Raw genomic sequence first — 25,946 nt, 5'->3', positions numbered from 1 at the left:
CAGGGGCAGGGCGCTTCGTTGTAGGGGCTTCGGGGCTCGCCGGCGGAGGCCTATCCGGACAGCGTGCCCAGACTCGCGCGTGCGCGGCGACGCTCGCTCATTTGTGCTTCGGCGACGCCGAGCTGATCTTGCTGCCACCGCCACTTGAGCGTCGAGGGGCATCATCCGAGACAAAAGCTGTATGAGTGCCTCCATGGTCCAGACGCCACGAGAACTCGTTGGAGGCATCAATGGCAAGTTCAAAGACTTCAGTAAAGCCATCCGTCACGCAAGACACCTTGTAATCGAACTCTGGGGCTGAGGCCCTGAGTCGGACGCCCGAACAGACCGTCGACAGAACCTGGCCGCCGGTCAATCGCGAATTTCGAATCGTATAAGTGAAGTCGCCCTCCCTGCTGTCATACGGTTGCGCATCCAGTCCGACAGTCGCGAAGTTTGGCTCAACCGAGTCTACGAGGGGCCGGACATGCGGATAGCCTCTCAACAAGATGGTGCGCCGGCTTCCTCCTCCACTCGCGATCTCTGTGCGCAACACCAAGGCTTGCCCGCAACCTCTCATCGTCACGCGCTGCTCGCCAAATTGGCTGCTCAAGGTCGTTGAGTAGCCCGGCAGCGGGCCCAATCGTGGAATCTTCCCGTTCGCCTGAGCAACGACATCGGGCGCCAGCCCCGATTCAACCAAATCGCTGCACGCCTCCGTGGGCAAGAAGCCGTCCCCGGCGCCCCTCGCAGTCGACTCCTTTTGACGCGCAGCGCCGGGCTTGGAAGGCTCTGCGGGCGCAACTCCAGTTGTGATGGAGTTGATGTCGTCGATTGCGTGGTCCATCTTCCCAGCGGTCGAAAGATTCATCTTTCTCAATTGCTTCCACGACCTGTCGATGTTCTTTGAGACCACAGGGTCGATGTCGTCGTTCTTGTAGATGTCTTTGCGTGTCGCATCCGCACGATCATGAATCTCGGCGTACTTCCTTTGGCTTTCCGTCATTCCGCTGCGGCCACTACTCGGGGCACTCGAGGCGACCGAAGACTCCGCCGCCGAGGAATCTGATTGCGCATCATCCGATTCGCCCTCGCTGCCACCAGCCAAGGCTTCGTAGAGAGCGGCTCCGAGTTGTGCAGAGTTCATGCCCGGTCGGATGCGCGGCGCGGCGGCGGCCCTGGCGGGCGCGGGCGGAGCGGCTTGGCTTTTCAGAGCGAGCTCGATGGAAACCTGCTTCTCGCGTGCGTAACGTTGCTGAGCCTGTAGCGAGGACATCCGCGCCTGTTCCTCGGCCCTCGCGCTCGCCTCCTGCCTTTCCCTGGTCCTCTGTGCCGCCTCCATCTGGGAGCACGTCTCGTCGAGACTCTTGACCCGTTGATCCGCCTTTTCCTCGAGCTTTTGGAGCGGTGCGTTTTGACCGTAGCATCTCGTCAATCCGCTAAATCCACTCTGCATGTCGCATTGAACCTGCCTGTCAATTACAGCGCTTCTCTCCTGTCGCGCTTGCGCTAGCAAGCTCTTGCATTCCTCAACGCTCGCAACCAATTCGGCCTGAGATGGGGTGCAGAGGAGTAGACATCCAATCGCGGCCACTATCGGCCCAAAAGGCGTCTGCGACATGATCAATGCACGCCTCTGGCTGGGCCGCCGGACGGAAGGCTTGAAGGCTTCGGAGTCGATGTAGTCGTTGGAGACGACGCCCGTTTCACTGCAGATGGGTCGTAGCTTCCCTGGGACGCTGAGGAGCCGGAGCTGTAGGTGCGGCCACCTCCCCCGGCGCAGCCGGCGATCGCGCCGGATACCGAACATGCGACAAGAATTGCTGCAACGAATCTCATGGCGCCCTCCAAATGGAGCTGGATGCTCCTTGTGAAAATCCTAGGAGCACCATTCGTCGCCAGAAATACGCGTTCTGGTATTGACAGGCTACCCGGCCGGCGTTATTTCCAGCCCCGCCGAGAGGCTTCAATGACCGGAGGTGGCCAGTCGGATGAGAGCTGATTGCTTTGAGCAGCCCGTCTTGCTCAGGAGCATGTCGATGCGCTTGCGGATGTTGTTCAGCGACGTGTTCGTCTCGTCGGCAATTTCCTGGGCGGACTTGCCTGCCACGAGCTCTTGCAACACGCCCAACTCCGCCTCGGTAAGCTGATAGACGGCGGCGAGCGCCTTCATTGTTGGCGGAGGACCGCAGCGATCATGGGGCTTGACTCTGCATAGTAGCGCGGGGGCGCGGCCTGTCTGACGCGGCCACTGAGCCAGCACGAACTGCAGCGTCAGCACCAGGCTCGGCGCAGCAATCGACGGCACCACCAGCGGGCCCACCGCTGCGCCAATGTGTGCGCGCGCAATCGAGTCTTCCAGGATCCGCCGGATACGGTCGTCGGGATGCCACAGGCGGCCGGCGCGCAACCTGAGTTCGTGGGGGCCGCCCAATGCGGCCGCCGCAGTCTCGGAAAGATGCGCCACCCGTCCAGACCGCTCGATCAGGGCGACGCCTTCGTCAAATTGCTCGAACGCCAGCTGAACTGACTGAAGCCAGGCTGATTCCCGCTCACGACGCAGGCGCAGCGCATCTCGCGCCGACGCGAGGAAGTGACGAACTGGAGTGCTCGCGAAAAGTTCATCGATTCCGTGTCCAGGCGCAGCATGCTCCCGCTGAAAGCTGATGGTCGCGGTGTGATGGGGTTCGGACTCTAGGAAGTGGCAAAGGATTTGAGGCATGCGGTGCTTGCACATGAAATCCGCGTAATACTCGTTAGCGATGAGCTGCGCCTTTGACATCACGCGCTCCGTATCGAGCCATCTTCCGGCTGCGGAGTCGCTCCAGGGCAATAGGATGTCATAAGAGTGGAAGTGCTCCTGGTAGTCACGCACGGCGGCCGGGTCGGTGCCGAAGTCCTGGAGTGTGGTGACGAACTGCCTGTCCTCCATCTGGATGAACACCCCGCCGGTGGCCCCGAGGAAGTCGCATGCGCCAGCGATGATGTCGCGCCACGGCGGTGGCTCGGCATCCGCGAGATGATGCGCGGCTTCAATCGACCGATCGATGGGCGTCTTCATGGCTCATCCCTCGCGGCGGCCGGAACACCGGCGAGATTGGCCGAGGGCGATTGACCCTAGGCCCTGTTTTAGTAGTGCTTTGGTTTTAGCTTAGGGGCTTCTGGCCCGCCGGTCAACAACGGGTGGCCCGGCCCTCTGCCAACCCATCGTGATTCGAAGCTCAACGAGTGAGGATCTGACCGATGGAATCGATGCCCCAGCGCTCACGTACCAGATTCGGCGGTTCCCTATGCGGCCACGGACCGGACGTACGACGGCATGTTCGATACATACCAGACTACCTACGGTGCGCCGCGCAATGACACGCTAGCGATGCGATACCGGTTCTGAGACCCAACGGTCTTCAGGCCACGGCCCGCCTTCGAGTCGACGCCTCCACCTCATGCAGATAGGTAGTGAAGCCGTCCCTGGCCGGTGCTACCGAGTTGAGCAGCATCACTGCGCTGACCTGACCGCGATGACCGATTCCGTGCGTGACGACGTGCATGAGCATTTCCTCGCGACATGCACCCCGGTGCGCCGTCAGTGAGCGCGAAATCGATTCGCTCGGCCAATTGGCTGGGACCGAGCGTCGCTACAAAGGCAATGAATTCCTGATCGCTCCTTCCAAGATCGACCGAGAGTTCTTGCAGCGTCGGCATCTCGCTCGAGTTGGCCGACGTGTACGCATGAGCTTCTCGGCGGATGTTCAAGCCCTCCCTCTCAACTCAATCGAGCCTTTAGAAGCGGCGTCAGTCTGGGCCCGGTCTTTGGAATTTCCGAGTGCGTATATGTTTATGTATTCGTAAGATCTTAGAATGCCAGAATGAACAACGTCAAGCAAACGCCGCTTCGGGCAGCCGACACCGTCTATGGCACGTTGAAATTGCGCATCTTGCGCAATCAGCTTTCCGGTGGAAGCCAGCTTCTGGAAGACACGGTCGCGGCCGAACTCGGTGTTAGTCGAACGCCCGTCCGGGAGGCACTTGCAAGGCTCGAGGCAGAGGGCCTGGTCGAGCCGATTCCCCGTCACGGTTATCGGGTACTTCCCATCACGATGGATGACATCCGAGAGATCTACGAGGTACTGTCACCGCTCGAGACGGTGGCCGCGGAACTTCTGGCGCAGAAGAAGCCGAATTCAACAGAGGTCAAAGCACTTCAGGAAGCGGTTGACAAGATGGCGACGGCATTGAAAGCAGACAATCTCGATGCTTGGGCTGAAGCGGACGAAAGCTTCCACGCACGATTGGTCGACCTCTGTGGAAACCGCAGATTGGCGAAGGTCGCACATTTGCTGTTCGCACAATCGCATCGCGTGCGGCTCTTTACACTGCATCTGCGTGACAAGCCCTCGTCTTCAGTGAAGCACCACGCCGCGCTCGTTGATGCCATTCGCAAAGGACGCCCAGATCTGGCCCGTCAAATCCATGCAGGGCAGCGAGACAACTGGACGGCAACGATAGCCCAGTTGCTTGAGCGCCTGAGCATCCATCAGCTATAGGGCCGTTCCGGCTGTAGTTGTCGATCGCTAGTCGCCGCGAACGCCGGACAATTCGACCAGTTTGCCCCAGCGCTCGATCTCTGCACCGACAAACTGGCGGAATGCCTCAGGGTTCTTGTAGTTTGCATTCACGCCGGCGTCGGCGAACGTCTTCTGGACCTGTGGAAGCGCCAGCACGGCCTCAATTTCGCTGGATAGCCGAGCGATGATTGCGCCGGGCACTTTGGCAGGCGCAAAGATGCCGTACCAATGCGTGTAGTCTGCGTCCGGGTAGCCCTGTTCCGACATTGTTGGCACATCAGGCAATTGCGGTATGCGATGCGTGTCAAGGACCGCAATCGCTCGCAATTTTCCGGCCTTGATCTGTGGCAACGCTGCACCGGTAGTTGAAACGAGCATCGACACCTGATTGCCCATCAGATCGGTAATGGCTGGCGGAATGCCCTTGTAGGGTACGTGCACCATGTCCAAATTGTTCCGTGCGCGAAACAGCGCGGAAATCAGATGCGCAGTGCTGCCATTGCCATACGAAGCGTAGCCGAGCGGAGTCTTGCTCTGGCGAGCATATTCGACGAACTCCGCAAGGTTCTTGGCCGGCGTGGTGCTGTTAACCAGCACCACATGCGGCCCCGTCGCCAATAGCGCAACCGGCTCGAAGTCTGTCTTTGGGTTGTAGCGAAGTTGCTTGAAGAATGTCGCATTGATCGCATGCGTGTTCGTCACTCCCAAGACGAACGTGTAGCCGTCGGCAGGAGCACGCGCAACAAGCTCGGTGCCAATGATGCCGGACGCCCCGGGCCGGTTATCGACTACGAAGGGGCGGCCCAGCCGCTCCTGCAACTGGTTTGCGACCGTCCGCGCGATCACGTCTGTCCCTCCACCGGCTGGCCACGGAACAACCAGTGTCACCGGCCTCGCAGGCCAGGACTCGGCGCCCGCTTGAGTCAGCGGAAGGGCTGCATAGGCGGCATAGGCCCCCAATTTCAGCAATGACCTTCGATTCATGTTGTCTCCTCGATTGATACGTGGATCAGTGCGCGCCGTTTGCCTGTCGGACCTCGGCTTCGGATGGGAGCCGCCCATCCAACAGGTAGCGTTCGAACAGTGGCCGGATCGCTGGAGGCATCGGATAGGCCTGGTGTAGCGACATTCCAGCAAGAAGCAGCGAGCGGCAGAACTGCTCCTCCTTGGTGAAAGCCTCAAAGCCCTCGATCACGTCTTGAACCCAGCGCTCGGGGATGACGACTACGCCGTCTCGATCAGCCAGAATCCAGTCGCCCGGCACTACCAGTGCGCCGCCACATTGCACTGGTACGTCAGATTCCCAGGCCACCAAGGTCGGGGCCGACGGAACCGGGAAAGTGTCGGCAGCAAAAACCGGCAACCCCACATCTTCGAGTCCGACCAAATCGCGCATCACTCCGTCAGTCGCGATGCCCACCGCGCCGTTGAGTTTTGCGCGCAGCGCGAGCATGTCGCCGAGCACAGAGCCTCTCGGCCAGCCCTGTGCGTCAAAGATCAGGAAGTCACCTGGTCGCGTAGCGTCGAGTAAGCGGAAGTTCGCCGGCCCGCCGGGCGCTTTGCGATGGTCGACGCGGGTTGGCAGGAAGCGCAGCGTGCGAGCACGGCCAGCCACCGAACCTTCGAGCGGAAACAGCGTCTTCACGCCCGAGAGCACCAACTGACAGGGGTCCTGCTCCTTGAGCAGGTCAAGAGCCGCCGTTGTCGGGATGCGCGTGAGAGCATCTCGTACTGCTGCATCGTCCAGTTGGCCCGCCGCATCTGCGACGACCGGCGAGCTTGACAAGGTCTGAAGGGTCGACGACATGCTCATGAGGTCCTCTTGAGCATGTCGTCGTACTTGACCTTCTGATGTACTTCGATCGGGTCCCCTCCAGCCCGGATGGCCGCGATCACGCCGTCTTCGGTGTCTTTCACGAAGCGGGCGATCTTCAATACCCCCTCAATCTGCTCGTGCGGCACCACCACCACACCGTTCTCGTCGCCCACGATCAGATCACCAGGGCGCACGATGTTGGCGCCGAGTTTGGCCTCGGTGTTGTGACTCACATAGCCAACGCGGCCGCGGACCGATTGATGGATGAAGCCCTTGCCGAACACGGGAAGGTCAAGGGTCTTGTATTCGTCGATGTCGCGCGCGACGCCATCGCACACCACACCCGCCAGGCCATAGTGCTGGGTCGTGGCCCCGGCAACACCGCCAAACGTATTGAGATCCATGCGGCCGCCGACGTCGATCACCAGTACGTCGCCCGGGAGTGCATCCATGATGGCCTGCAGCGTGCCTACCACGGTCGTGATCTCCTTGTGCGAGCGTTCGAGCGGCGCGAGCGTCAAGGTCATGGCCGGGCCGACGATCTTTTTGCAGCTTGACCAGAGTGCGCCGATCTGAGTGGGCTCGCAAGGTATGCCGAGCCTGTCCAGCGCATCACTGATGTTGGATGTGGAAACGGCCATGTATCCGTTAATGAGTGCCTTGCTGATGGGTTTACGCATGGGTTCTCCTGTTGCGTGGTTTCGAAACATGCCGTCCGAATGCGGCATGCAGGGTTGTAGTGTACATTTCTACGTATACGCAATACAATACCTAAAACGGTACGAAGGTGACGAAATCTGACCGATTTCTCGTAAGGAGACAACCCTCATGGCAGAACCCTTGCTTCATAGCTCTCGAAGAATCTTCTTGAAGTCGCTCGGCGCGTCGACCGCCGCAACGGCGGCTTCCGGCTTTGGCGCCGCCCACGCTCATTCCGCCAAAGCGCCGATAGGTTCGTTGGACGTCACGTCGCAGGCCTACACGTTTCTCTTACCAGACGAAGCTGCATTCATTGAAGCGGCGGTAGATGTTTTTCTTCCGAAGGACGAAGTGGGCCCAGGTGGCGTGGAGTCTGGTGTCGTCTACTACATCGATCAGTATTTGGCCGGCGCATTCGGCGTAGGCAGTGGGACGAACCTTCAAGGGCCGTTCTTGCCCGGCACCGCGACGCAGGGCTACCAATTGCCATTCACACCCCAGCAGATCTATCGCATCGGCGTTCGTGAGGTCGACGCTCATTGCAAGGCCACGCTCGGCGGGAAGTCATTTCATGCCCTTTCGCATGACGATCGCAACAGCGTGCTCAAGCGCATGCAGGAAGGCGCGATTTCTCTTCCCACAGTGCCGGCGCGGACCTTTTTGCTCGCCCTCTACAACAACACCATGGAGGGCTACTTCGCCGACCCGGCCTACGGTGGAAATCGTGACAAGGCGACTTGGCGGATGTTGGGATTTCCTGGCGTGGGCTATGTCTACACCGAAGACATCCGGGCATACAGCGGGCGTCGACAACAGTTGGAGCCTCAGAGCTTGGCGGACTTTCGCTAGCGAACAGAGAGATCGCCCGATGATCACAACGAAATCGGTAGACGCAGTTGTCGTCGGACTCGGATGGACGGGAAGCATCGTCGCCCGCGAGCTTGTCGATGCCGGATTGCGTGTTGTCGCCCTCGAACGTGGCGGCCCTCGCGACGCCCAAGAGTTCAGCTATCCACAAAAGGACGACGAGCTCAAGTTTGTCCAGCGCAATGTGCTCATGACGAATCTGGCGCTCGAAACGCTGACTTTTCGCAATCGCTCGAGCGAAACAGCCCTGCCCATGCGAAACCACGGGTCGTTCCTGGTCGGAGACGGAGTCGGTGGTTCAGGCACGCACTGGGGGGGAGTCACGTGGCGCTGGTTGCCGTGGGACCATGAGCCGCGCCGCAGACTGGAGGAACGGTATGGCCGCAAGTTCGTACCGAAGGACATGACCATCCAGGACTGGGGCGTCACCTACGATGAGCTTGAGCCTTGGTACGCAAAGGTGGAGGCGGATTGGGCCGTATCCGGGAAGGCGGGCAATATCCTCGGCCAGCGGATCGAGGGAGGCAATCCCTTCGAGGGGCCCCGAAGCGGAGAGTATGGGAATCCACCGCTCTCTCCGTCGAACATGATGGTCGAGATGGAGCGCGCCGCACGCTCATTGGGGCTGCATCCATTCACTGCGCCCGCTGCAATCTCCTCTCGTGCTTACACGAACGCCGACGGTATTCAGTACGGGCAATGCCACTACAACGGCTTCTGCGAGCGCTTCGGGTGTCCCTCCAATGCAAAAGCAAGCCCTGTCAACACGGTGCTACCGTTGCTGACCAGCAAGTCGAACTTCGAACTGAGAACGCACTCGCGCGTGATGAAGGTGAACTTGGATTCGTCAAAACGCAGGGCGACCGGGGTCACCTACGTCGATGCGCTCGGGCGCGAAATCTTCCAACCAGCGGAACTGGTGATTCTCTCGGCCTACGGCCTCGGCAACGTGCACCTAATGCTGCTGTCGGGAATTGGTGAGCCCTATGACCCGATCACGGGGCGAGGTGTCATCGGCAAGAACTACGCGTACCAGTGCCAAGGGGGGGTCACAGTCTTCCTCGACGACGACAAATGGATGAATCCATGGATGGGGTCAGGCGGGCTACAAATGGCGCTCGACGACTTCAACGTCGAGACGAACGATTTCGAAAAGCTGGGCTTCATCGGGGGCGCGACCATTGCAACGGCTTCGAACGGTGCGCGTCCTATTGCATTCCGGCCGGTTCCACCGGGCACTCCTTCCTGGGGTACCGACTGGAAGCGCGCTGTCGTCAAACACTACCAACATACGTTCCCCATCAACGGACAGGGTGGGGGCATGGCGTATGCAAGCAACTACCTCGATCTGGATCCAACATATCGCGATGCGTTCGGGCGCCCGATGCTGCGCATGACGTTCGACTTCAACGAAAACGAACAGCGCATGGCGAACTACGCGACAGATCAGTGCGAGCGCATCGGCAAGGCCACCGGCGCCAAGGTTGTCGCGAAACGCAGCGCGCCGAAGCAATACGACATCGTGCCTTACCAGAGCACGCACAACACTGGCGGCGCGATCATGGGCGTCGATCCAAGCCAGAGCGCGATCAACAGCTATCTGCAAAGTTGGGATGTTCCAAACGTGTTTGCGGTTGGCGCGAATGCCTTTCCTCAAAACGCTGGGAAGAACCCGACGGGTCCGCTCGCCGCACTGGCATATCGGACCGCCCATGCGATCCGCCACCGCTACCTCAAAGCCCCGGGCCTGATCAGCTAGTACTCCAGTCACCAATCAAGAGTCGATCGATGCAAACGAAATATCAAGTAGACGCATCCGTCGGTCCCGTGCTGAAGTCATGCGCGATCGGGGTGCTCCTTCTCTTCCACAGCTTCACTGCTTATGCGGACCAACTGCTTGCGCAGGAAAAAAACTGTATGGCGTGTCACGCCGTTGGCAGAAAGCTCGTCGGCCCATCGTTTGAAGCCGTCGCACAACGCTATGCCGGTCTGCGTGGGGCGCAGAGCAGCATCGCCGCTTCCATGCTCAGCGGAAGCACGGGCAAGTGGGGTGCGGCGTCCATGCCTCCTCAATCGAATCTGAACGCGTCAGACGCCGAGAGGCTTGCGGGCTGGATTCTCTCTTTTCAATCGGCAGCCGCTACCCACTGAAATGTGCCTCACCGCTTATTCGGCCAACCTTCAGCGAGTATCAACGTGACCAACGGGCATGAACACTGGCAGCGCAACCTCGCGGTTTGCATGCTTGGAAGTTTTACGACCATCGTCGGCATGACGGTTGTGCTTCCTTTCCTTCCGCTCTATGTGGCCCAACTCGGTGTGCAAGGACACGCCGCCATCGTGCAATGGTCCGGGGTTGCATTCGGCGCCACCTTTCTCAGTGCTGCACTTGTCGCGCCGCTTTGGGGGCGCTTGGCCGATCGCTACGGCCGCAAGCTCATGCTGATCCGCGCAAGTCTTGGCATGACCATCGCGACCGTGCTCATCGGGATGGCACAGGATGTGTGGCAGCTGGTCGCGTTGCGCTTGCTGACAGGACTGCTCGGTGGCTATGCCTCGGGCTCGATGGCACTCGTCGCGGCACAGACGCCCACGGAGCGCTCCGGATGGGCGCTCGGCATGCTGTCCTCGGCAATCATGGCCGGCAATCTGGCAGGGCCGCTGCTCGGTGGAGGGTTGCCCGCAGTGATCGGCATCCGCAGCACCTTCTTTGCGTCTGCCGCCCTCATCGGCCTGGCATTCGTTGGCACGTCCCTACTGATTCGCGAAGTGCAACGCCGCCCGAAGCCGCCAGGAGTCAGAACGGCATCGGCGGTAGTCCTCGTAGCTACCGACCATCGGGCTGTGGTCGCGATGCTCGCGACTGGCGTATTGCTCATGGTCGCCAATATGTCGATCGAGCCGATCATCACGGTCTACGTTGCTGAGCTAAGCAGCGATCCAGGCAGCGTAACGATGATTGCAGGCATCGTGATGTCCGCAACAGCGCTCGGAGCCATCGTGTCTGCATCCCGTTTGGGCCGACTGGCAGACCGGGTCGGGCACCCAAAGATCATCGTGGGTTGCATGGCAATTGCCTCCGCGCTGCTTCTGCCACAGGCGTTTGTGTCTGAGCCCTGGCAGCTTGTTGTCCTGCGCTTCTTGATGGGTTTGTCGCTGGGAGGCCTGCTCCCATGCCTGGCGAGTGTGATCCGACACAACGTTCCTGAAGGCGCCGTTGGTCGCTTCCTCGGCTACTCCACATCAGCCCAATACGCCGGTCAGGTAGTCGGTCCCCTCGTCGGGGGTTTTGTCGGCGGCCACATCGGCATGGCTGCCGTCTTCCTCGGCACGGCCGTTCTCATGGGTCTCGGTGCACTTCTCAACTACCAATCATTCCTCAACCATCGAACGGCTTGAACTCATGCGACCTTGCAACTCATCAGAGCTGGGTACCTCAATCGGTCTCTCATCTTGCGCCCACGGCTTCAGGCCAATGTGCGACCGACCGGCCGAGGCGCTGGCGAATACAAGCAAGGCGCCGTCATGAGCAACCTGTTTTCGCTCAACGCGTGCACTGCCTTGGTGACTGGAGGTTTCAGTGGCCTCGGACGACATTTCTGCGCGACCCTGCTGCAAGCCGGAGCGAATGTCGCCATTGCCGGACGGCGGATCGAACAAGGTCACGATGCAGCACAGGCGCTGCAGGAGTGGGCGGACGAGCAGGGACACTGCGGCCGGGTTCTTGCGTTCTCTCTAGACGTGAAACGGCGAGAGAGTGTCGAGGCATGCCTGCGTGAGGTCCGAGAACGACTTGGGCAGGCGACCATCCTGGTGAACAACGCGGGCGTGGCGACGACCACGCCGGTCCTCGAGACCACTGATGCCGATTGGAATTCGGTGCTGGACGTCAACCTCACTGGCGCCTGGCGGGTCGCGCAGGTGTTTGCACAAGATCTGGTCGCCAGCGACATGGCGGGCCGCATCATCAACGTCGGCTCCATCCTGGGCTTGCGTGTCGCGCAGCAGGTTCCCGCATATGCAGCGAGCAAAGCCGGACTTCTGCACCTGACGCGCGCACTGGCGATCGAACTTGCCCGCCATTCGATTCGTGTCAACGCGCTTGCACCAGGGTACTTTCAAACCGACCTGAATCAAGAGTTCTTTCGCAGCGAAGCGGGCCAGTCCCTCATCCGGCGTATCCCCGAGCGCCGCCTTGGCAATCTCGGCGAACTGGACGGACCGCTGCTATTGCTGGCGTCCGAAGCAGGTTCCTTCATGAACGGTGCCGTCCTGACAGTGGACGGCGGTCACAGCACTAACAGTCTTTGAACTGAGTCGCCATGGATTTCAAGGTCGACTCCGAGACGAATGAACTGCGTATCCGGATCCACGAGATGGTTCTTGCTCGCCGTCTGGTGTCCGAAGGCGATCAGTTCTGGCAGTTGGACTGAGCCGGGCGATCAAACGACAACCACCACTCAACATATGAGAACGAAACCCATGGAACTGAAAGCCGTTGCATTGGACGACAAGTACACCCTTAAGGAGGGGCGTATCTTCATCACCGGCACGCAGGCGCTGGTTCGCCTGCCGCTGACCCAACAGGAAAGAGATCGCCAGCAAGGCCACAACACCGCCGGCTACATCAGTGGCTACCGCGGGTCGCCGCTGGGTACTCTGGACGATCAGCTTGGCAAGGCCAAGAAGCACCTGCAAGCCCACAACGTTGTCTTTGTGCCCGGCGTCAATGAAGACCTGGCGGCTACTGCAGTCTGGGGCTCACAACAAGCGGAGATCGGCGGCGACGGCAAGTACGACGGCGTATTTGCCCTCTGGTACGGTAAAGGGCCTGGGGTCGACCGAACCGGTGACGCGTTCCGCCATGGCAATCTTGCAGGAAGCTCCAAGCTTGGAGGCGTCGTAGTGCTGATGGGTGACGACCACACTTGCGAATCCTCCACGACCTGCCATCAGAGCGAATTTGCGATGGTTGACGCCATGATCCCGGTGCTTAGTCCTGCCGGTGTTCAGGAGATTTTGGACTACGGCATCCTCGGCTGGGGCCTGTCACGCTTCAGCGGCTGCTGGGTCGGCATGAAGTGCGTGAAAGACACGGTTGAGGCCACTGCCTCGATCGACGTGGACATCAACCGCATCGAGATTCGCATTCCCGACGGAGTGCCTTTACCAGCCGACGGAGTCAATATCCGCCAGCCCGACACACCGCATGCGCAGGAAGCGCGACTGCATCGTCACAAGCTCGTCGCGGTGCGTGCTTTTGCACGCGCCAATCGTATCGACCGCACGATCATCGACGGCGCGGCCGCGAAGCTGGGCGTCATCACTCATGGCAAGAGCTACCTCGACGTCCTGCAGGCGCTCGACGAGCTGAATCTGTCGGAGGAGGGGGCCGCGGAACTGGGCTTGCGTTTGTACAAGGTCGGCATGACATGGCCACTTGAACCCGAAGGCGCCTTGGAATTCGCAGCGGGCCTATCGAAGATCCTGGTCGTCGAGGAAAAGCGCAGTCTGATCGAGTTCCAACTCAAGGACCAGCTATATGGTCACCACAATGGCCCTGCCATCGTTGGCAAGTACGACGAGCATGGCAATGTCCTTTTTCAATCTGAAATGTCGCTGGATTCCAACCAAGTGGCGATCGCAATCGGCGAGCGCTTGTTGGAATTGGGTGAGAACGAGGCGCTTCGCAAGCGCATCGAAGAGATCCGCGCCTTTCGCGCTCCGAAGGGGATCGTGGACATCCTTTCGCGGAGCTTCTACTTCTGCAGCGGCTGCCCCCATAGCTCGTCGACCGTGCTTCCTGATGGAAGCAAGGGCTACGCCGGAATCGGGTGCAGCTGGATGGCGCAGGCCATGGATCGCTCGACCACCGGCTACACACAGATGGGTGCTGAAGGGTTGTCCTGGGTAGGCGAAGCGCCATTTTCGCGCCGCAAGCATATGTTCCAGAACATCGGTGACGGCACGTACTTTCATTCGGGCTTGTTGGCAATCCGCGCGGCAGTCTCGGCCAGGACGAATGTGACCTACAAAATCCTGTTCAACGATGCTGTCGCAATGACAGGCGGACAGAGACATGACGGCAATCTGGACGTTCCAACGATTGCGCATCAAGTCCATGCCGAAGGCGTCCGGCGCATCGTTGTTGTCACCGATGAGCCCACGAAGTATGCGGCGGGCGTTTCATGGCCTTCTGGCCTGACGATCCACCACCGCGACGAGATCAACGGGATTCAGCGTGAGCTGCGAGAGATCGAGGGCACCACGGCGTTGATTTATGACCAGACTTGCGCGGCAGAAAAGCGCCGCCGCCGAAAGCGCGGGACCTTCCCCGATCCATCGAAGCGAATCCTCATCAACGATCTGGTATGCGAGGGCTGCGGCGACTGCGGCGTCAAGTCGAACTGTGTTTCAGTGCAGCCGCTGGAAACAGAGTTTGGTCGCAAGCGCACGATCGACCAATCGTCGTGCAACAAGGACTATTCGTGCGTCAAAGGGTTCTGTCCCAGCTTTGTGACCGTTCTCGGTGGCAAGCTGCGCAAACCGGAGCCCGTCCCCGATGCCGTAGTCTTTCCGGCTCTGGTAGACCCGGTGCTGCCCTCGATCGAGGGCCGGGTGTACAGCATCCTGGTGACTGGAATGGGCGGCACCGGCGTGGTCACTATCGGCGCCATCCTGGGAATGGCCGCGCACTTGGAAGGCCGCGGCTGCGGATTGCTGGACATGGCCGGGCTGGCCCAGAAGGGAGGCTCGGTGTGGAGTCACCTACGCTTTGGCGCGACGCCAGAATCCATCAAGACCATTCGCATCGCTGCCGGCGGCGCCGATCTGGTGCTGGGATGCGACATGATCGTAGCCGGCAACTCGAAGACCTTGGTCACCACACGCCGCGGCACGACCAAGATGTTGGTCAATACGCAGGAAATGATGCCGGGCGACTTCACCCGAAATGCAGACATGCTGTACCCGAGCCGCAGCTTGCGTGCCAACATGATTGATGCAGTTGGCGTTGAGGGGGTCGAATTCGTCGACGCGGGGCGCGTCGCGGAGGCCCTAATGGGCGACGGCATCGCTTCCAACATGTTCATGCTTGGCTTCGCGTATCAGCGCGGCCTGATCCCGATCTCTGCGGATGCCATTGAGGCGGCGATCGTGCTCAATGGGGCGGCCCAGCAGATGAACAAGGATGCTTTCCTATGGGGACGTCGCACTGCGGTCAATCCCAAGACGGTCGAGCGTCTGCTGACATCCATGCAAGCTTCCCGGCGCGCAAGTTTGTCACCCGCGCCGACCAGTAGCCTTGAACACGCCCTTGAGACCCGCAGGAAGTTTCTGATCGACTACCAGGATGCGGCCTATGCGCAGCGCTATGTCGATCTCGTGGAGCGAGTCCGAGTTGCCGAGCAGCTGGCCTTCGCCGGACGCACAGAGCTGACCGAGGCAGCAGCCAAATACTATTTCAAGCTTCTTGCGATCAAGGATGAATACGAAGTTGCGCGCTTGTACGTGAGGAGCGGTTTCCTCGAGAGTGTTTCGCAGCAGTTCGAAGGCGACTACAAGCTGGTTTTCAACCTGGCGCCGCCGCTACTGTCAAGGCGTGATCCTTCGACGGGCGCGTTGAAGAAGAGTGAGTTTGGTCCGTGGATCGTTCCCGTATTTCGCGCTTTGACCAAGCTTCGCTTCCTTAGGGGCACCCCGCTCGACATGTTTGGCTACACCCAAGAGCGTCGGATGGAGCGCTCGTTAGTTGCCCAGTATGAGAAGAACATCGATGCGGCGCTGTCAGTGTTGGAGGTAACAAGGGATCCCTTGCACCACGACTGCGCGGTTGCGCTGGCGTCCTTGCCGGAGCACATTCGCGGCTACGGGCACGTCCGCGAGCAGCACGTCGAGAAGGCGCGCGAGCGCGAGCGGGAACTGCTTGAGACTCTGCAGCGGCGGGTGATCCCTCTCAAGTCAGCGGCATGAACGCTGGTGGAGGAGACGAGATCGTGGGAAGCACCGGTGAAATTCTGGGGGTCGGTGCGGCGCGAACGGCGACCGGAGCTTTTGGCGGATCACCAAGGGGAATCCCCGACTGAGTATTCGATGCTGTGAGTTCAAACCAGTTCTATATCTTCAGCCATCCCGGCGCGATGGGCAATGTGAAGAACCGCATGGAGAACATCATTTCGGCCACGAACCCGGCCGATCCCTTCTTGGATCGCCCCGAAATCGGGCGAAGGTTGCGCAATGAATTGCAAGCTGGCATCTAACCTGATGGCGTCTCGGCCGTCCGTCTGCCGATCTGTTCAGACCCTATCGCGCAATCTGAGCCTCAAATATCGCGAGTGGCATCACGGAATTCGATCTTGCCCGCTGCACCGCGTAAGCCGCGACCTGCGTACGTGACTTGAGTCCGAGCTTTCGCAGGATGTTCTTGACGTGTGTTTCGATCGTCAACTCGCTCAGGAAGAGCAACGATGCAATCTCCTTGTTCGACTTGCCTTGTGCAACGAGCGCGATCACTTCGGTCTCCCGATTGCTGACTGGCTGACCGAGCGTCTTGCGCGGCTGCCCGAAAAGGGGGCGTCGACCGGCTTGCCTGAGTCGCTGCCCGACAGCCGCAGCCTCTCTGGTGGCGCGGATGCTCGTATAGATGGCGCCGGCCGCATTCAGCGCGGCGACCGACAGGTCGTCGGCGCCCGATGCGGCGAGGGCCTCCGCCAGATCCACGCGCGCCCGCGCAGCATTCCACGGACGTTGCGTGGCCTCCCAATGCTCCGCGGCTCGGCCAAGGTCATGACATGCTCCCTGGAAGTCCCGCTGCATCTGCCGCAGGAGCCCCTGCACATGCAGAGTGGTGCCGTCGCAGCCTGATGCGGAAGGCTTTCGCAGGAGCTGAAGCTCATGGAGGAACTTCTTCGCTTCTTCCGCGCGGCCGAGACGTGCCGCCGCTTCCGCAGCCAAGGACAGCGCATGCGGATGAAGGGCATAGAAAGTGATTGGCACCGGCTTGGTGATGGTGTCTCTCAACGCGGAGAGAAGCGTCAGAACCGCTTCGAAGCGACCTTCATGGAACGCCACGAATGCCTCGCAGCACGCTTGCACCACCACAACGCGAAGCTCGTTCTTCTCCAGTTCCGAGACCAGCCGTTTCGATTCGTCGAGGTGATGTCGGGCCTTGGCAAGGTCTCCTGCGACCCAATATGCGACGGCGAGGAACGCGTGCGTTCTCGGCAGCACGGCGCCTTGGCCCGTTGTCTGGTCCAGCGCCAGCGCACTCTTGCCCAGTTCGATTGCCTCATCCACGCGGCCTTCGAAGGTGTAGCGCTCGATCCGGATGGATTGAGCCCACGACACGAGTGCCACCGAATGCATCCGCTCGGCGATGCGCATGCAGGCGTCGCAATGCTGCTCGAACACTGCGAAGTCACCTTCGTAGCGCAGCAGGCCTGCCATCGTGTAGTGGGCGAGGAAGGCCGCACCCGGGTAGGGGAGGTCTTCGCACAGTGCGAGCGACTTCTTGATCGCCTGGACCGCGGATCGCAGGTCGCCGCGATAGCCATGCGCCAGGCAGATCACGATGTGGATACGGGCGACAGCCTCCGGATGGCGTTCCTCATCGGTGAGGGCGAGTGCGCGGGCCGCTTCGTCCAGCGCCTCTTGCAGGCGGCCTTGACGTGCGAGCGACAACGCGTATTCCTGTCGAAGGAATGCCGCCTCTTCGGTCGCTTCTGCCTCGGCCAGACGCGCGATTCCGTCTTGCAGGACACGCATGGCTTCCTTCTCGTGTCCAGCCTGCCAGTGGGTTCGGGCGATGCATCGCCTGAGCGTCGCGGCCACGCGCGCATCCGCCAGAGGAAGAGCCTGTGTCCAAGAATCAATGGCTTCGGTGAATCGCCCAAGGCGTTTGAATGACTCGCCATGGTCGAGATGAATGCGGGGCAGTAACGCCCGGGAGTCGACATGCGTGCGTGCGAGCTGGAGCGCCGAGTCGAGCAACGCAATGGCTTCATGGTTGCCGAAGACCGAAACGGCATCGTGCGCAGCGCGCAGAAGGTAGGGCAGGGCGTCGTGCTGCCGGTCGGCGGCTGCGCCGGCGAGCAGGTGCCTTGCGATGGTCGCGGCGTCATGGTCGTCGGTGCGCATCACTTCCGCGGCGATCGTCCGGTGCAGGAACTGGCGGCGTGCCGCGCCCATGCCGCGATAGACGATCGCCTGGACCAGCGGTTTGTGGAATGCGTATGCCACGTCATGACCATCGACGATCTCGGCCAAGAAGCGCAACGCGCACAGCCGGTCGGTGGCGTCGAGCAGGCGCTCTTCGTCGAACCCGGTCAGCACCAGCAAGAGCCTGTAGCCGATCGGCGCCTCGAACGCGGCGGCGAAGGCAAGCACACGCCTGCAAGCCTCGTCCAGTTCCCGCAGGCGCTCGTTGAGAAGTGCCTGTACGGTGCCAGGCATTTCGTCGATCGAGTTCCAGGTGGGCGGCACGTCCCGGCCGCGCGCCGCGGCGTGCTTGCCGAACTCCCTGACGAAGAAGGCATTGCCCTGCGTCAGATGATGGAGTTGGTGGACCGCGCCAGTAGGCCAATTGCGCCCCGTCTCTTCGATCAGGATCGCGCCTGTCGCATCGACCGTCAGGGGGGGAACCGCCAGCGACTCGGCCAGACCGAGCCGAACGAGCGATTCGACGCAGACGTTGAGGGACGAATCGCTTCGGAGATCGTCGCCTCGATAGATGCCGAAGATGAGGACCTTGCAACCGTCCAGCGCACGCACCACCGCGTGCAGCAGTTCCACCGAGCTGGCGTCGGCCCACTGCAGGTTGTCCAGGACGACAACCAAGCGCCGGTCTCGCGCCATCCTTGAGAGCATCGTTCCCATCTGGCCGAACAGGCGAACCTGTTCCGAGCCGATGTCGCCGTTGGGTGCCGGAAGGGGTTCTAGCGACAGGTGCTGGCAGGCCGGAAAGAGTCGCGGAAGGTCCGAGCCGCCCGGAAGAACATGGAGGAGTTCGCGCCTCGGCAGCAAGCGCAGGTGCTGCTCCAGTGCGTCGACCCATACCGCATAGGGCGTTGTTGCCGTGGCCTGGAAGGCCCTGCCGTAGAGGTACGTTGCTTCCCCGGAATCGCGCCTGCGCAGTTCCTCGACCAGCCGCGTCTTGCCGACACCGGCCTCGCCTGTGATGGCTACGAAGCGAGGTCCGTTGCCCTCGACTGCATCGACCTGCTGTGCCAGGCGCGCGACGAGGTCGTCGCGCTCGAGAAATGCGCCTGTGGAGTTCGCTGCGCTCATGTCGACTCCTTTGCTCTCTCCGGATGGTCCGCGGACGGTCAGGCAGGCTGCGCGTCCACGAGGCCCAGTTTCTCCGCGATGGCCAGTGTGCGCAATGCAAGGTCGATGTTCACCTTCTCGATGAGCTTGCCGCCGATGATGACCGCCGCCTTGTTGGAAGCGCGGGCCTCCGTGATCGCATCACGCATCTCCAGCGCGGCGTCGATATCGTCCCTTGTTGGAGAAAAGATCCTGTTGATTGGTCCGACATGCTTCGGGTGCACCACCAGCGCGCCGTCATAGCCCAAACGCCGGAGAAACGCTCCCCATTCCTCGATGATGGATTCACGGTTCATGTCCGAGAAAGCCACGGCGGGTGCGAGCGCCGCCAGTCCGTGATAGCGGGCGACGCACAGCATCTTGCTGAGCGGGTACAGCACCCGGTCGGGAATGTCGACGAAATGCGCGCCGACGGACACGGTGTAGTCCCCGATCCCGAAGCACAGGCCGGTCAGGCGCGGGACTTCAGCTGCGATTCGTTCGCAATGGATGATCGCGCCGGTCGTTTCGATCATTGGCCACATGCGCATGTCGGCAGCATCTGCAGATTCGTCCAGGAAGTGGACGATCTCGAGCAGGTCCTCGGGCGTGTCGCATTTGGGCGGAACGATGGTCGTCACGCCGGCGTCGACGCAGGCGCGGATATCGCCTTTCCACCAGGGCATGTCGGTCGAGTTGATCCGGACCACTACCTGTCTGCGCCCGAAATCGATCGTGCGCATGGCCTCAACAAGGGTCTGCTGGGCCCCGAGCTTCGAGACATCGTCGTACACCACGGCGTCGTCGAGGTCGATCATGATCACGTCGGCATCGGATGAGGCGGCCTTCTCGATCATCCGCAGATTCGATCCCGGCACGAGAAGCATGCAGCGGCGTGGGCGAACGGTATTCATATCCATGACTGAGTCCTTTGTGAAAGTGCCAGTGCAGTGTGTTCTCCGTGCCCTATTTGCCGAATCCCCGAGTCCGGGTATTTGCATGCTGCGCAGGTTGTACTCACGCGCTCCCGGCGCTGGCAAGCCATGGAAAACGCGCGTGGTGCCGTGCTTCGAAGGCCTGGATATCGGGCGTCTTTCCAAGGGTGATGGCAACGTCGTCGAAGCCTTGCAGGAGACAGTCCTTCCTGAAGGGGTCTATCTCGAAGGCACCTATCTCGACAGACTGCCCTGCAACATGCACACGCTGCTTCGGCAAGTCGACGACCAGCCGCAGCGCCTCAGCGCCTTGCTCAGCATGCGTGAACAGCGTGTCGATCGCGGCGACCGGCAGCACGACCAGGAGAAGGCCGTTCTTTAACGCGTTCTGAAAGAAGATGTCCCCGAAGCTCGGCGCGATCACCACGCGGAATCCGAACTGGAGCAGGGCCCAGGCGGCGTGTTCCCGTGAAGACCCGCAGCCGAAGTTCGCCCGGGTGAGCAGGATCGAAGTCTCCTGGTATCTCGGCAGATTGAGTACGAAGTCAGGCCGCCTTGGCCGCGAGGTGCAGTCCATGCCGGGCTCCCCACGATCGGCATAGCGCCATTCGTCGAAGAGGTTCTGCCCGAACCCCGTCCTCTTGATCGAAGTCAGGAACTGCTTGGGAATGATGGCGTCCGTGTCCACGTTCGCGCGATCGAGCGGCGCGACGAGCCCGGTGTGTTCGATGAATGCCTGCATGACCTTCCTTGTCTGGTTATCCGTATTGCCTGACATCGACGAAATGCCCGGCAATAGCCGCCGCGGCCGCCATGGCCGGGCTCACGAGATGGGTGCGGCCACCCGTTCCCTGCCGGCCTTCGAAATTGCGGTTGGAGGTGGACGCGCAGCGCTCGCCCGGCGAGAGGCGGTCGGCGTTCATTGCCATGCACATGGAGCATCCCGGTTGCCGCCATTCGAAGCCGGCCTCGACGAAGACCTGGTCCAGGCCTTCCGCTTCAGCTTGCGCCTTCACCAATCCGGACCCGGGCACAACCATCGCGAGCTTCACGTTGGGCGCTTTCTTTCTTCCCTTGACGATGCTCGCCGCCGCTCTCAGGTCCTCGATGCGCGAGTTGGTGCAGGAGCCGATGAAGATCTTGTCGAGTCTGATCGCAGTCATTGGCGTGAGGGGCTGCAGTCCCATGTAGTGCAGCGCGCGGACCATGTCCTGGCGCCTTACCGGATCGGCTTCGTTCGCCGGATCCGGGACGGCGCCGCCGATGGTGGTCACCATCTCTGGCGAGGTTCCCCACGAGACCTGCGGTTCGACCTTGTTGGCATCCAGCGTCACGATGAGATCGAAATGGGCGTCCGCGTCGGAGCGCAGGGTCCGCCAGTACTCCTCGGCCTGTGTCCACAGCGAGCCCGTGGGCGAGAGTGGCCGGCCTCGCACGTAGTCCAGCGTGGTCTGGTCCACGCCGATCATTCCGGCGCGGGCTCCGGCTTCGATCGACATGTTGCAGACGGTCATCCGGCCCTCCATCGACATCGCTTCGATGACAGGGCCGGCGTATTCGATCGCATGACCGGTCGCACCGCCCGCACCGATGCGGCCGATCAGGTGCAGGATGACGTCCTTCGGCGTCACCCCTTCGCCGAGCGCACCGTCGATCCGCACCAGCATGTTCTTCATCTTCTTCGTGACCAGCGTCTGCGTCGCGAGAACATGCTCGACCTCGGACGTTCCGATGCCGTGAGCGAGGCACGCGAACGCGCCGTGTGTCGACGTATGTGAATCGCCGCAGACCACCGTCATGCCCGGCAGGGTGGCGCCTTGCTCCGGGCCGATGACGTGCTCGATGCCTTGCCGGGGGTCGAGCGCTCCAAAGTAGGTGATGCCGAACTGGCGCGCGTTGTTTTCGAGTGCGCCGACCTGCTCTCGTGCGAGAGGGTCGGCAATGCCGGCGGATCTGTCGGTCGTGGGCACGTTGTGGTCGACCACCGCGAGGCAACTTCCGGCGCGCCAGGGCGTGCGGTCAGCCTCCCGAAGGGCTTCGAAAGCCTGCGGACTCGAGACCTCGTTGATGAGATGACGGTCGATGTAGAGAAGGCTGGTGCCGTCCTCGCCGGTGGAGACGACGTGGGCATCCCAGAGCTTGTCGTAGAGAGTTTTAGCCATGCGGGCATGCTAGGTCGCTGACGGCGGCGTCCTTGCGTATTTCGCGAGGCCACGTATCTCCGTGCGTGATACGTGGCGCCGGTCGCGAAACCGGCCGTTCCCAAACGAGATGGCGATGTGCCGAGGGCCGCGTAGTGTCCGGGCCTCTGGAGAACCCATCATGGAAGAAATACGAATCTCGGGCCGCCCCTTGTTCCTCTCAGGCGACCCGGAGTTGATGAAGCGCCAACTCGAAGGCGAGAGCCTTTCGTTGCGCGAAGCGGGGCCCTTGCGTGACGACGTATCGACCGACGAGATCACGCCGGTCACGGTCATGCTGACCCATGACGAAAGGCTTGGAAGGTATCCCTATGTAGGGCTGGAGGCAGGCGGCGTGCGTCCGGTGACGATGGACGCGGTCCGCAATGGCGGGTTCGGCATCACAGTGGCTGGAAAGCGCTACGGCAAAGGATCGTCGCGCGAATCAAGCCCGCTCGCAGAACTCTATGCCGGCATACGGCTGGTCATCGCCGAAAGCTTCGAGCGCATCTACCAGCAGAACTGCGACAACCTCGGCTTGCTGACGAGCACCGATTTTGGTCTTCTCGAAAGAATTGCCGCAGGGGAGTCGATTCCCATCGACGAGTTCCTGCGTGGCCGCGATCCACTGACGCAGAAGATCATCCGCGCCGGAGGGCTCCTGGCATATAGCAAGCGATTGAGCTGGTCGTCCGGCGACCCGCTACGAGTCGAGGGCGACAGGCCGCGCACGCTCGTCGAGAAAATCATCGCGCAGCAGGCGCATCCGGCTACTCCGTCGGTCGAGACCGGCGAAGGGCTCTTCGTGCGTTGCGACTGGCGCTTCAGCCATGACTACTTCACCGGCATGGCCGCGCACTTCATGCATCGCGCGTTCGGCAAGCCGGCTGAACTGCACGAGCCGGCTTCTGTCGTGGCGTTTCAGGACCACCTGGTCCTGGCTGCGCAAAGCGTGCCGCACGTGCGCGGGGGCTTGTTGCCGGGCATCCGCGATTTGACGCGTGGGCACGAGGAGTTCGTTTCGCTCTATCCGGTGCGGCGGCACGGGCAACTCGACGGCGAGCCGGGAGCGGAAGGCATCTGTCATGCGTTGATGGCCGAGCAATACGCGTTGCCGGGCCAGGTGGTCGTAGGAACGGATTCCCACACCCCTCATTCGGGCGCATTGGGCTGCCTGGCGTTCGGCGTCGGCGCGACCGACATCGCGAACAGCTGGATCACGGGCTATGCGCGATGCAAGGTACCGGAGACGGTGCGCGTCGAGGTCAGCGGCCGGTTGCGACCGGGCGTGATGGCCAAGGATGTCGTGCTTCATCTGCTGCGGATGGACTCGATCCGCAGTGGCGGCGCCATCGGTGCGGTCTTCGAGTTCTGCGGCTCAGCAGTGCGGCACATGAACATCGACGAGCGCGCGACCCTCACCAACATGGTTGCCGAACTGGGGGGCTTCACGGGCATCGTGGAGCCCGATGACAAGACCGTCGACTTCCTCCGCGAGCGCCGCAGTATTGAATTCGCCGTCGAGCCGTGGATGCGGAGCGATCAGGATGCCCGCTATCGCACCCGCATCCTGATCGACGGCAGCGAACTGGCGCCGATGCTCGCGAGCCCCGGAGATCCGGGCAACGGCTTGCCGGTCGCCGAGCTGCCGACCAGCGGCGTTCCGATTTCGATTGCCTACGGTGGTTCCTGCACCGGGGGAAAGCAGGAAGACTTCGACCGCTACCACGAGGTCTTCCAATGGGCACTAGGGCGGAACAGACGTTTGCCCGAAGGCGTGCGCCTCTACCTTCAGTTCGGCACTTCGGCAGTGCGGGACTACTGCGAGGCGCGCGGATACATGCGGACCTTTGAGGAGATCGGTGCCGAGATCGTGCTGCCCGGCTGCGGCGCCTGTGCGAACTGCGGTCCGGGGCAGTCGCTGTCGGCCGACGACGTCACCATCAGTGCGATCAATCGCAATTTTCCCGGGCGCTCCGGCCCGGGAAAGGTGTGGCTGGCGAGTCCCTACACGGTTGCGGCAAGCGCTGTGGCGGGACGCATCACTTCCTTCGAGCAGCTCTCTGGTGGCACTTGAGCGCTGCTTCATGGCGGAACGCAGCCCGATTACCTGCTTTCGGGGAGGGTCAGCATCGCAGGGTGCGGGCACATTCTCCGGACAAGGAATTGATTCATGCGTATCGAAAAGAAGTGCTTCTACGTTGATGGAGAGTGGGTCCCGGCAGCGGAGCCCGATCGTGTTCGGGTCTGGACACCCCGCACCGGCGAAGTCCTTGGCACGGTGCCGTCGGCCACCGCCGCAGAGGCTGACGTGGCCGTCCGCGCGGCGCGCGTCGCGCTTCGGTCCTGGGCTGCATCGCAGCCGGATGCGCGCGCTGCATGGCTCGAACGCATTGCCGACGAACTCGAAAAGCAGGCCGAGCCCACCGCTACCCTCATCTGCGATGAGGTTGGCACCCCGATCAGGCTGGCGAGAAAGATCCAGACGGATCTGCCGATTGCGAACCTCCGTCATCACGCGGCGCAACTCAGGCGCATGTGTTTCGAGGAACGCGTGGATGAGTCGCTCGTGCTGCGCGAGCCGGTGGGCGTGGTGGTAGCGATCACGCCGTGGAACTACCCGCTGCATCAGATCGTGCTCAAGCTCGCGGCCGCACTGGCCGCAGGATGCACCGTGGTGCTCAAGCCGTCCGAGATCGCGCCGCTCAATGCGTATGCACTGGCCGAAGCGATCGACCGCGCGGGACTGCCGGACGGGGTGTTCAACATGATCGTCTCCTCCGATCCGCAAGTCGGCGTGCGGCTGACAACGCATCCGGAGGTCGACAAGGTGTCCTTCACCGGATCGACCGCGATTGGCAAGCTGGTTGCGGCGCAGGCGGCCGGCACGTTGAAACGGGTAACGCTCGAGCTCGGCGGCAAGAGCGCCGCGATCGTCATGGATTCCGCCGATCTGGGCAGGGCAGTCCGGCACACGGTCAACTCCTGCTTCCTGAATTCCGGGCAGACCTGCACGTCCCTGACGCGCTTGCTCGTTCCGCACGCTCTGCGACATGAATGCGAGCAGATCGCCGTTGCGCACGCGGCCGCATTGGCTGTCGGCGATCCCAGGCTTCAGGCCACGAAGATCGGTCCGCTCAAGACGAGCGCGCAATTGCAGCGCGTGCGTGGCTGTGTCGAAGCAGGTCTGCGCGAAGGCGCGCGTCTCCTGTGCGGCGGACTCGATTCGCCAACCAATGTGCCGTCCGGCGGCTTCTACATGCAGCCGACGATCTTCGGCGACGTGAGGCCGGGCACGACCATCGAGCAGCAAGAGATCTTCGGGCCCGTGCTGGCTGTCATTCCCTATTCGGACATCGACGATGCCGTCGCGATCGCAGACGGAACGCCATACGGTCTTGCCGCCTCGGTGTGGGGCGAAGCGGATGCGGCGCAGCGCATCGCCCGAAGACTGCGATCAGGCCAGGTCGACATCAACGGCGCGGCCTTCAATCCCGGCGCGCCCTTCGGTGGCATGAAGGAGTCCGGGTACGGGCGCGAGGCAGGCCGGTTCGGAATCGAGGATTTCCTCGAATACAAGTCGCTGCAGGGCGCATAGCTTTTT

General features: G+C 61.7%; 19 protein-coding genes. 9 read left to right on the top strand and 10 right to left on the bottom strand.

The annotated features are described in order from the left end of the window. Window positions 1-97 precede the first annotated feature (97 nt). The 3 genes from FHW64_RS31895 to FHW64_RS34620 form a co-directional block, all read right to left on the bottom strand. Complete coding sequence (locus FHW64_RS31895) at window positions 98-1,255, bottom strand: hypothetical protein (protein WP_184533083.1); 1,158 nt, start codon at window positions 1,253-1,255, stop codon at window positions 98-100. A gap of 690 nt (window positions 1,256-1,945) precedes the next feature. Next, window positions 1,946-3,040 (bottom strand): LuxR C-terminal-related transcriptional regulator, encoded by a 1,095-nt coding sequence (locus tag FHW64_RS31890; RefSeq protein WP_184533081.1) that lies wholly within the window; start codon window positions 3,038-3,040, stop codon window positions 1,946-1,948. A 343-nt stretch (window positions 3,041-3,383) separates the two neighbouring features. Then, window positions 3,384-3,527, bottom strand: coding sequence for a hypothetical protein (locus FHW64_RS34620; RefSeq protein ID WP_260306517.1), 144 nt, complete (start codon window positions 3,525-3,527; stop codon window positions 3,384-3,386). A gap of 318 nt (window positions 3,528-3,845) precedes the next feature. On the opposite strand from FHW64_RS34620, the gene FHW64_RS31880 reads away from it, so the two are divergent. Continuing rightward, window positions 3,846-4,523 carry a GntR family transcriptional regulator gene (locus tag FHW64_RS31880; RefSeq protein WP_184533079.1) on the top strand — a complete coding sequence of 226 codons (678 nt, stop codon included), beginning with the start codon at window positions 3,846-3,848 and terminating at the stop codon, window positions 4,521-4,523. Window positions 4,524-4,550: 27 nt separating this feature from the next. Here the strand turns inward: FHW64_RS31880 and FHW64_RS31875 are convergent, their stop codons facing one another. From FHW64_RS31875 to FHW64_RS31865, 3 genes are read right to left on the bottom strand one after another with little or no spacing between them, the layout of a single operon-like run. Then, window positions 4,551-5,528, bottom strand: coding sequence for a tripartite tricarboxylate transporter substrate binding protein (locus FHW64_RS31875; protein ID WP_184533077.1), 978 nt, complete (start codon window positions 5,526-5,528; stop codon window positions 4,551-4,553). Window positions 5,529-5,553: 25 nt separating this feature from the next. Next, window positions 5,554-6,357, bottom strand: a complete 804-nt coding sequence (locus tag FHW64_RS31870; protein WP_184533076.1) for an RraA family protein — start codon at window positions 6,355-6,357, stop codon at window positions 5,554-5,556. After that, window positions 6,354-7,088: an RraA family protein gene (locus FHW64_RS31865; protein WP_184533074.1), complete on the bottom strand. Its 735-nt coding sequence runs from the start codon at window positions 7,086-7,088 to the stop codon at window positions 6,354-6,356. The genes FHW64_RS31870 and FHW64_RS31865 overlap by 4 nt, the downstream gene beginning before the upstream one ends. A 100-nt stretch (window positions 7,089-7,188) precedes the next feature. Between FHW64_RS31865 and FHW64_RS31860 the strand changes: the two genes are divergently transcribed. The 6 genes from FHW64_RS31860 to FHW64_RS31835 all read left to right on the top strand — a co-directional run bounded on the left by FHW64_RS31860 (window position 7,189) and on the right by FHW64_RS31835 (window position 15,897). After that, window positions 7,189-7,908 (top strand): gluconate 2-dehydrogenase subunit 3 family protein, encoded by a 720-nt coding sequence (locus FHW64_RS31860; protein WP_184533072.1) that lies wholly within the window; start codon window positions 7,189-7,191, stop codon window positions 7,906-7,908. Between the two features lie 19 nt (window positions 7,909-7,927). Continuing rightward, complete coding sequence (locus FHW64_RS31855) at window positions 7,928-9,685, top strand: GMC family oxidoreductase (protein WP_184533070.1); 1,758 nt, start codon at window positions 7,928-7,930, stop codon at window positions 9,683-9,685. Between the two features lie 29 nt (window positions 9,686-9,714). Further along, the gene (locus FHW64_RS31850) at window positions 9,715-10,077 is read left to right on the top strand and encodes a c-type cytochrome (RefSeq protein WP_184533068.1); all 363 of its coding nucleotides are present in this window, start codon (window positions 9,715-9,717) and stop codon (window positions 10,075-10,077) included. A gap of 90 nt (window positions 10,078-10,167) precedes the next feature. Beyond that, complete coding sequence (locus FHW64_RS31845; protein ID WP_184533164.1) at window positions 10,168-11,325, top strand: MFS transporter; 1,158 nt, start codon at window positions 10,168-10,170, stop codon at window positions 11,323-11,325. Between the two features lie 126 nt (window positions 11,326-11,451). Further along, on the top strand, window positions 11,452-12,237 hold the full coding sequence (locus tag FHW64_RS31840) for an SDR family NAD(P)-dependent oxidoreductase (protein WP_184533066.1): 786 nt from the start codon (window positions 11,452-11,454) through the stop codon (window positions 12,235-12,237). A 72-nt stretch (window positions 12,238-12,309) separates the two neighbouring features. Next, window positions 12,310-15,897, top strand: a complete 3,588-nt coding sequence (locus FHW64_RS31835) for an indolepyruvate ferredoxin oxidoreductase family protein (RefSeq protein ID WP_409350665.1) — start codon at window positions 12,310-12,312, stop codon at window positions 15,895-15,897. A gap of 330 nt (window positions 15,898-16,227) precedes the next feature. Here the strand turns inward: FHW64_RS31835 and FHW64_RS31830 are convergent, their stop codons facing one another. The 4 genes from FHW64_RS31830 to leuC all read right to left on the bottom strand — a co-directional run bounded on the left by FHW64_RS31830 (window position 16,228) and on the right by leuC (window position 22,324). Next, a complete protein-coding gene (locus tag FHW64_RS31830; protein WP_184533062.1) occupies window positions 16,228-19,209 on the bottom strand; it encodes a helix-turn-helix transcriptional regulator in 2,982 nt (993 codons plus the stop codon). A gap of 38 nt (window positions 19,210-19,247) precedes the next feature. Continuing rightward, window positions 19,248-20,114: a CoA ester lyase gene (locus FHW64_RS31825; protein ID WP_260306526.1), complete on the bottom strand. Its 867-nt coding sequence runs from the start codon at window positions 20,112-20,114 to the stop codon at window positions 19,248-19,250. Between the two features lie 130 nt (window positions 20,115-20,244). Continuing rightward, entirely contained in the window at window positions 20,245-20,904 is a 660-nt protein-coding gene (leuD, locus tag FHW64_RS31820; protein ID WP_184533058.1) for a 3-isopropylmalate dehydratase small subunit, read from the bottom strand. A 16-nt stretch (window positions 20,905-20,920) separates the two neighbouring features. Continuing rightward, window positions 20,921-22,324, bottom strand: coding sequence for a 3-isopropylmalate dehydratase large subunit (gene leuC / locus FHW64_RS31815; protein WP_184533056.1), 1,404 nt, complete (start codon window positions 22,322-22,324; stop codon window positions 20,921-20,923). A gap of 160 nt (window positions 22,325-22,484) precedes the next feature. On the opposite strand from leuC, the gene FHW64_RS31810 reads away from it, so the two are divergent. Together FHW64_RS31810 and FHW64_RS31805 are read left to right on the top strand one after the other, a co-directional pair. Then, a complete protein-coding gene (locus FHW64_RS31810) occupies window positions 22,485-24,419 on the top strand; it encodes an aconitase family protein (protein ID WP_184533054.1) in 1,935 nt (644 codons plus the stop codon). A 96-nt stretch (window positions 24,420-24,515) separates the two neighbouring features. Beyond that, window positions 24,516-25,940 carry an aldehyde dehydrogenase family protein gene (locus FHW64_RS31805; protein WP_184533053.1) on the top strand — a complete coding sequence of 475 codons (1,425 nt, stop codon included), beginning with the start codon at window positions 24,516-24,518 and terminating at the stop codon, window positions 25,938-25,940. Window positions 25,941-25,946: the final 6 nt, after the last annotated feature.

The sequence above is a fragment of the Variovorax sp. Sphag1AA genome, assembly GCF_014192575.1.
Lineage (GTDB): Bacteria > Pseudomonadota > Gammaproteobacteria > Burkholderiales > Burkholderiaceae_C > Variovorax.
Note: the sequence above shows the minus strand (reverse complement) of the source record. Positions and strands in the feature narration are given on the sequence as shown.

Coding starts and splice junctions, on each gene's coding strand:
- FHW64_RS31845 (WP_184533164.1), top strand. CDS start 10,168: ATGCTTGGAAGTTTTACGACCATCGTCGGCATGACGGTTGTGCTTCCT.
- FHW64_RS31860 (WP_184533072.1), top strand. CDS start 7,189: ATGGCAGAACCCTTGCTTCATAGCTCTCGAAGAATCTTCTTGAAGTCG.
- FHW64_RS31850 (WP_184533068.1), top strand. CDS start 9,715: ATGCAAACGAAATATCAAGTAGACGCATCCGTCGGTCCCGTGCTGAAG.
- FHW64_RS31880 (WP_184533079.1), top strand. CDS start 3,846: ATGAACAACGTCAAGCAAACGCCGCTTCGGGCAGCCGACACCGTCTAT.
- FHW64_RS31810 (WP_184533054.1), top strand. CDS start 22,485: ATGGAAGAAATACGAATCTCGGGCCGCCCCTTGTTCCTCTCAGGCGAC.
- FHW64_RS31855 (WP_184533070.1), top strand. CDS start 7,928: ATGATCACAACGAAATCGGTAGACGCAGTTGTCGTCGGACTCGGATGG.
- leuD (WP_184533058.1), bottom strand. CDS start 20,904: ATGCAGGCATTCATCGAACACACCGGGCTCGTCGCGCCGCTCGATCGC.
- FHW64_RS31890 (WP_184533081.1), bottom strand. CDS start 3,040: ATGAAGACGCCCATCGATCGGTCGATTGAAGCCGCGCATCATCTCGCG.
- FHW64_RS31895 (WP_184533083.1), bottom strand. CDS start 1,255: ATGTCCTCGCTACAGGCTCAGCAACGTTACGCACGCGAGAAGCAGGTT.
- FHW64_RS31825 (WP_260306526.1), bottom strand. CDS start 20,114: ATGCTTCTCGTGCCGGGATCGAATCTGCGGATGATCGAGAAGGCCGCC.
- FHW64_RS34620 (WP_260306517.1), bottom strand. CDS start 3,527: ATGCACGTCGTCACGCACGGAATCGGTCATCGCGGTCAGGTCAGCGCA.
- FHW64_RS31875 (WP_184533077.1), bottom strand. CDS start 5,528: ATGAATCGAAGGTCATTGCTGAAATTGGGGGCCTATGCCGCCTATGCA.
- leuC (WP_184533056.1), bottom strand. CDS start 22,324: ATGGCTAAAACTCTCTACGACAAGCTCTGGGATGCCCACGTCGTCTCC.
- FHW64_RS31830 (WP_184533062.1), bottom strand. CDS start 19,209: ATGAGCGCAGCGAACTCCACAGGCGCATTTCTCGAGCGCGACGACCTC.
- FHW64_RS31865 (WP_184533074.1), bottom strand. CDS start 7,088: ATGCCGCATTCGGACGGCATGTTTCGAAACCACGCAACAGGAGAACCC.
- FHW64_RS31805 (WP_184533053.1), top strand. CDS start 24,516: ATGCGTATCGAAAAGAAGTGCTTCTACGTTGATGGAGAGTGGGTCCCG.
- FHW64_RS31840 (WP_184533066.1), top strand. CDS start 11,452: ATGAGCAACCTGTTTTCGCTCAACGCGTGCACTGCCTTGGTGACTGGA.
- FHW64_RS31870 (WP_184533076.1), bottom strand. CDS start 6,357: ATGAGCATGTCGTCGACCCTTCAGACCTTGTCAAGCTCGCCGGTCGTC.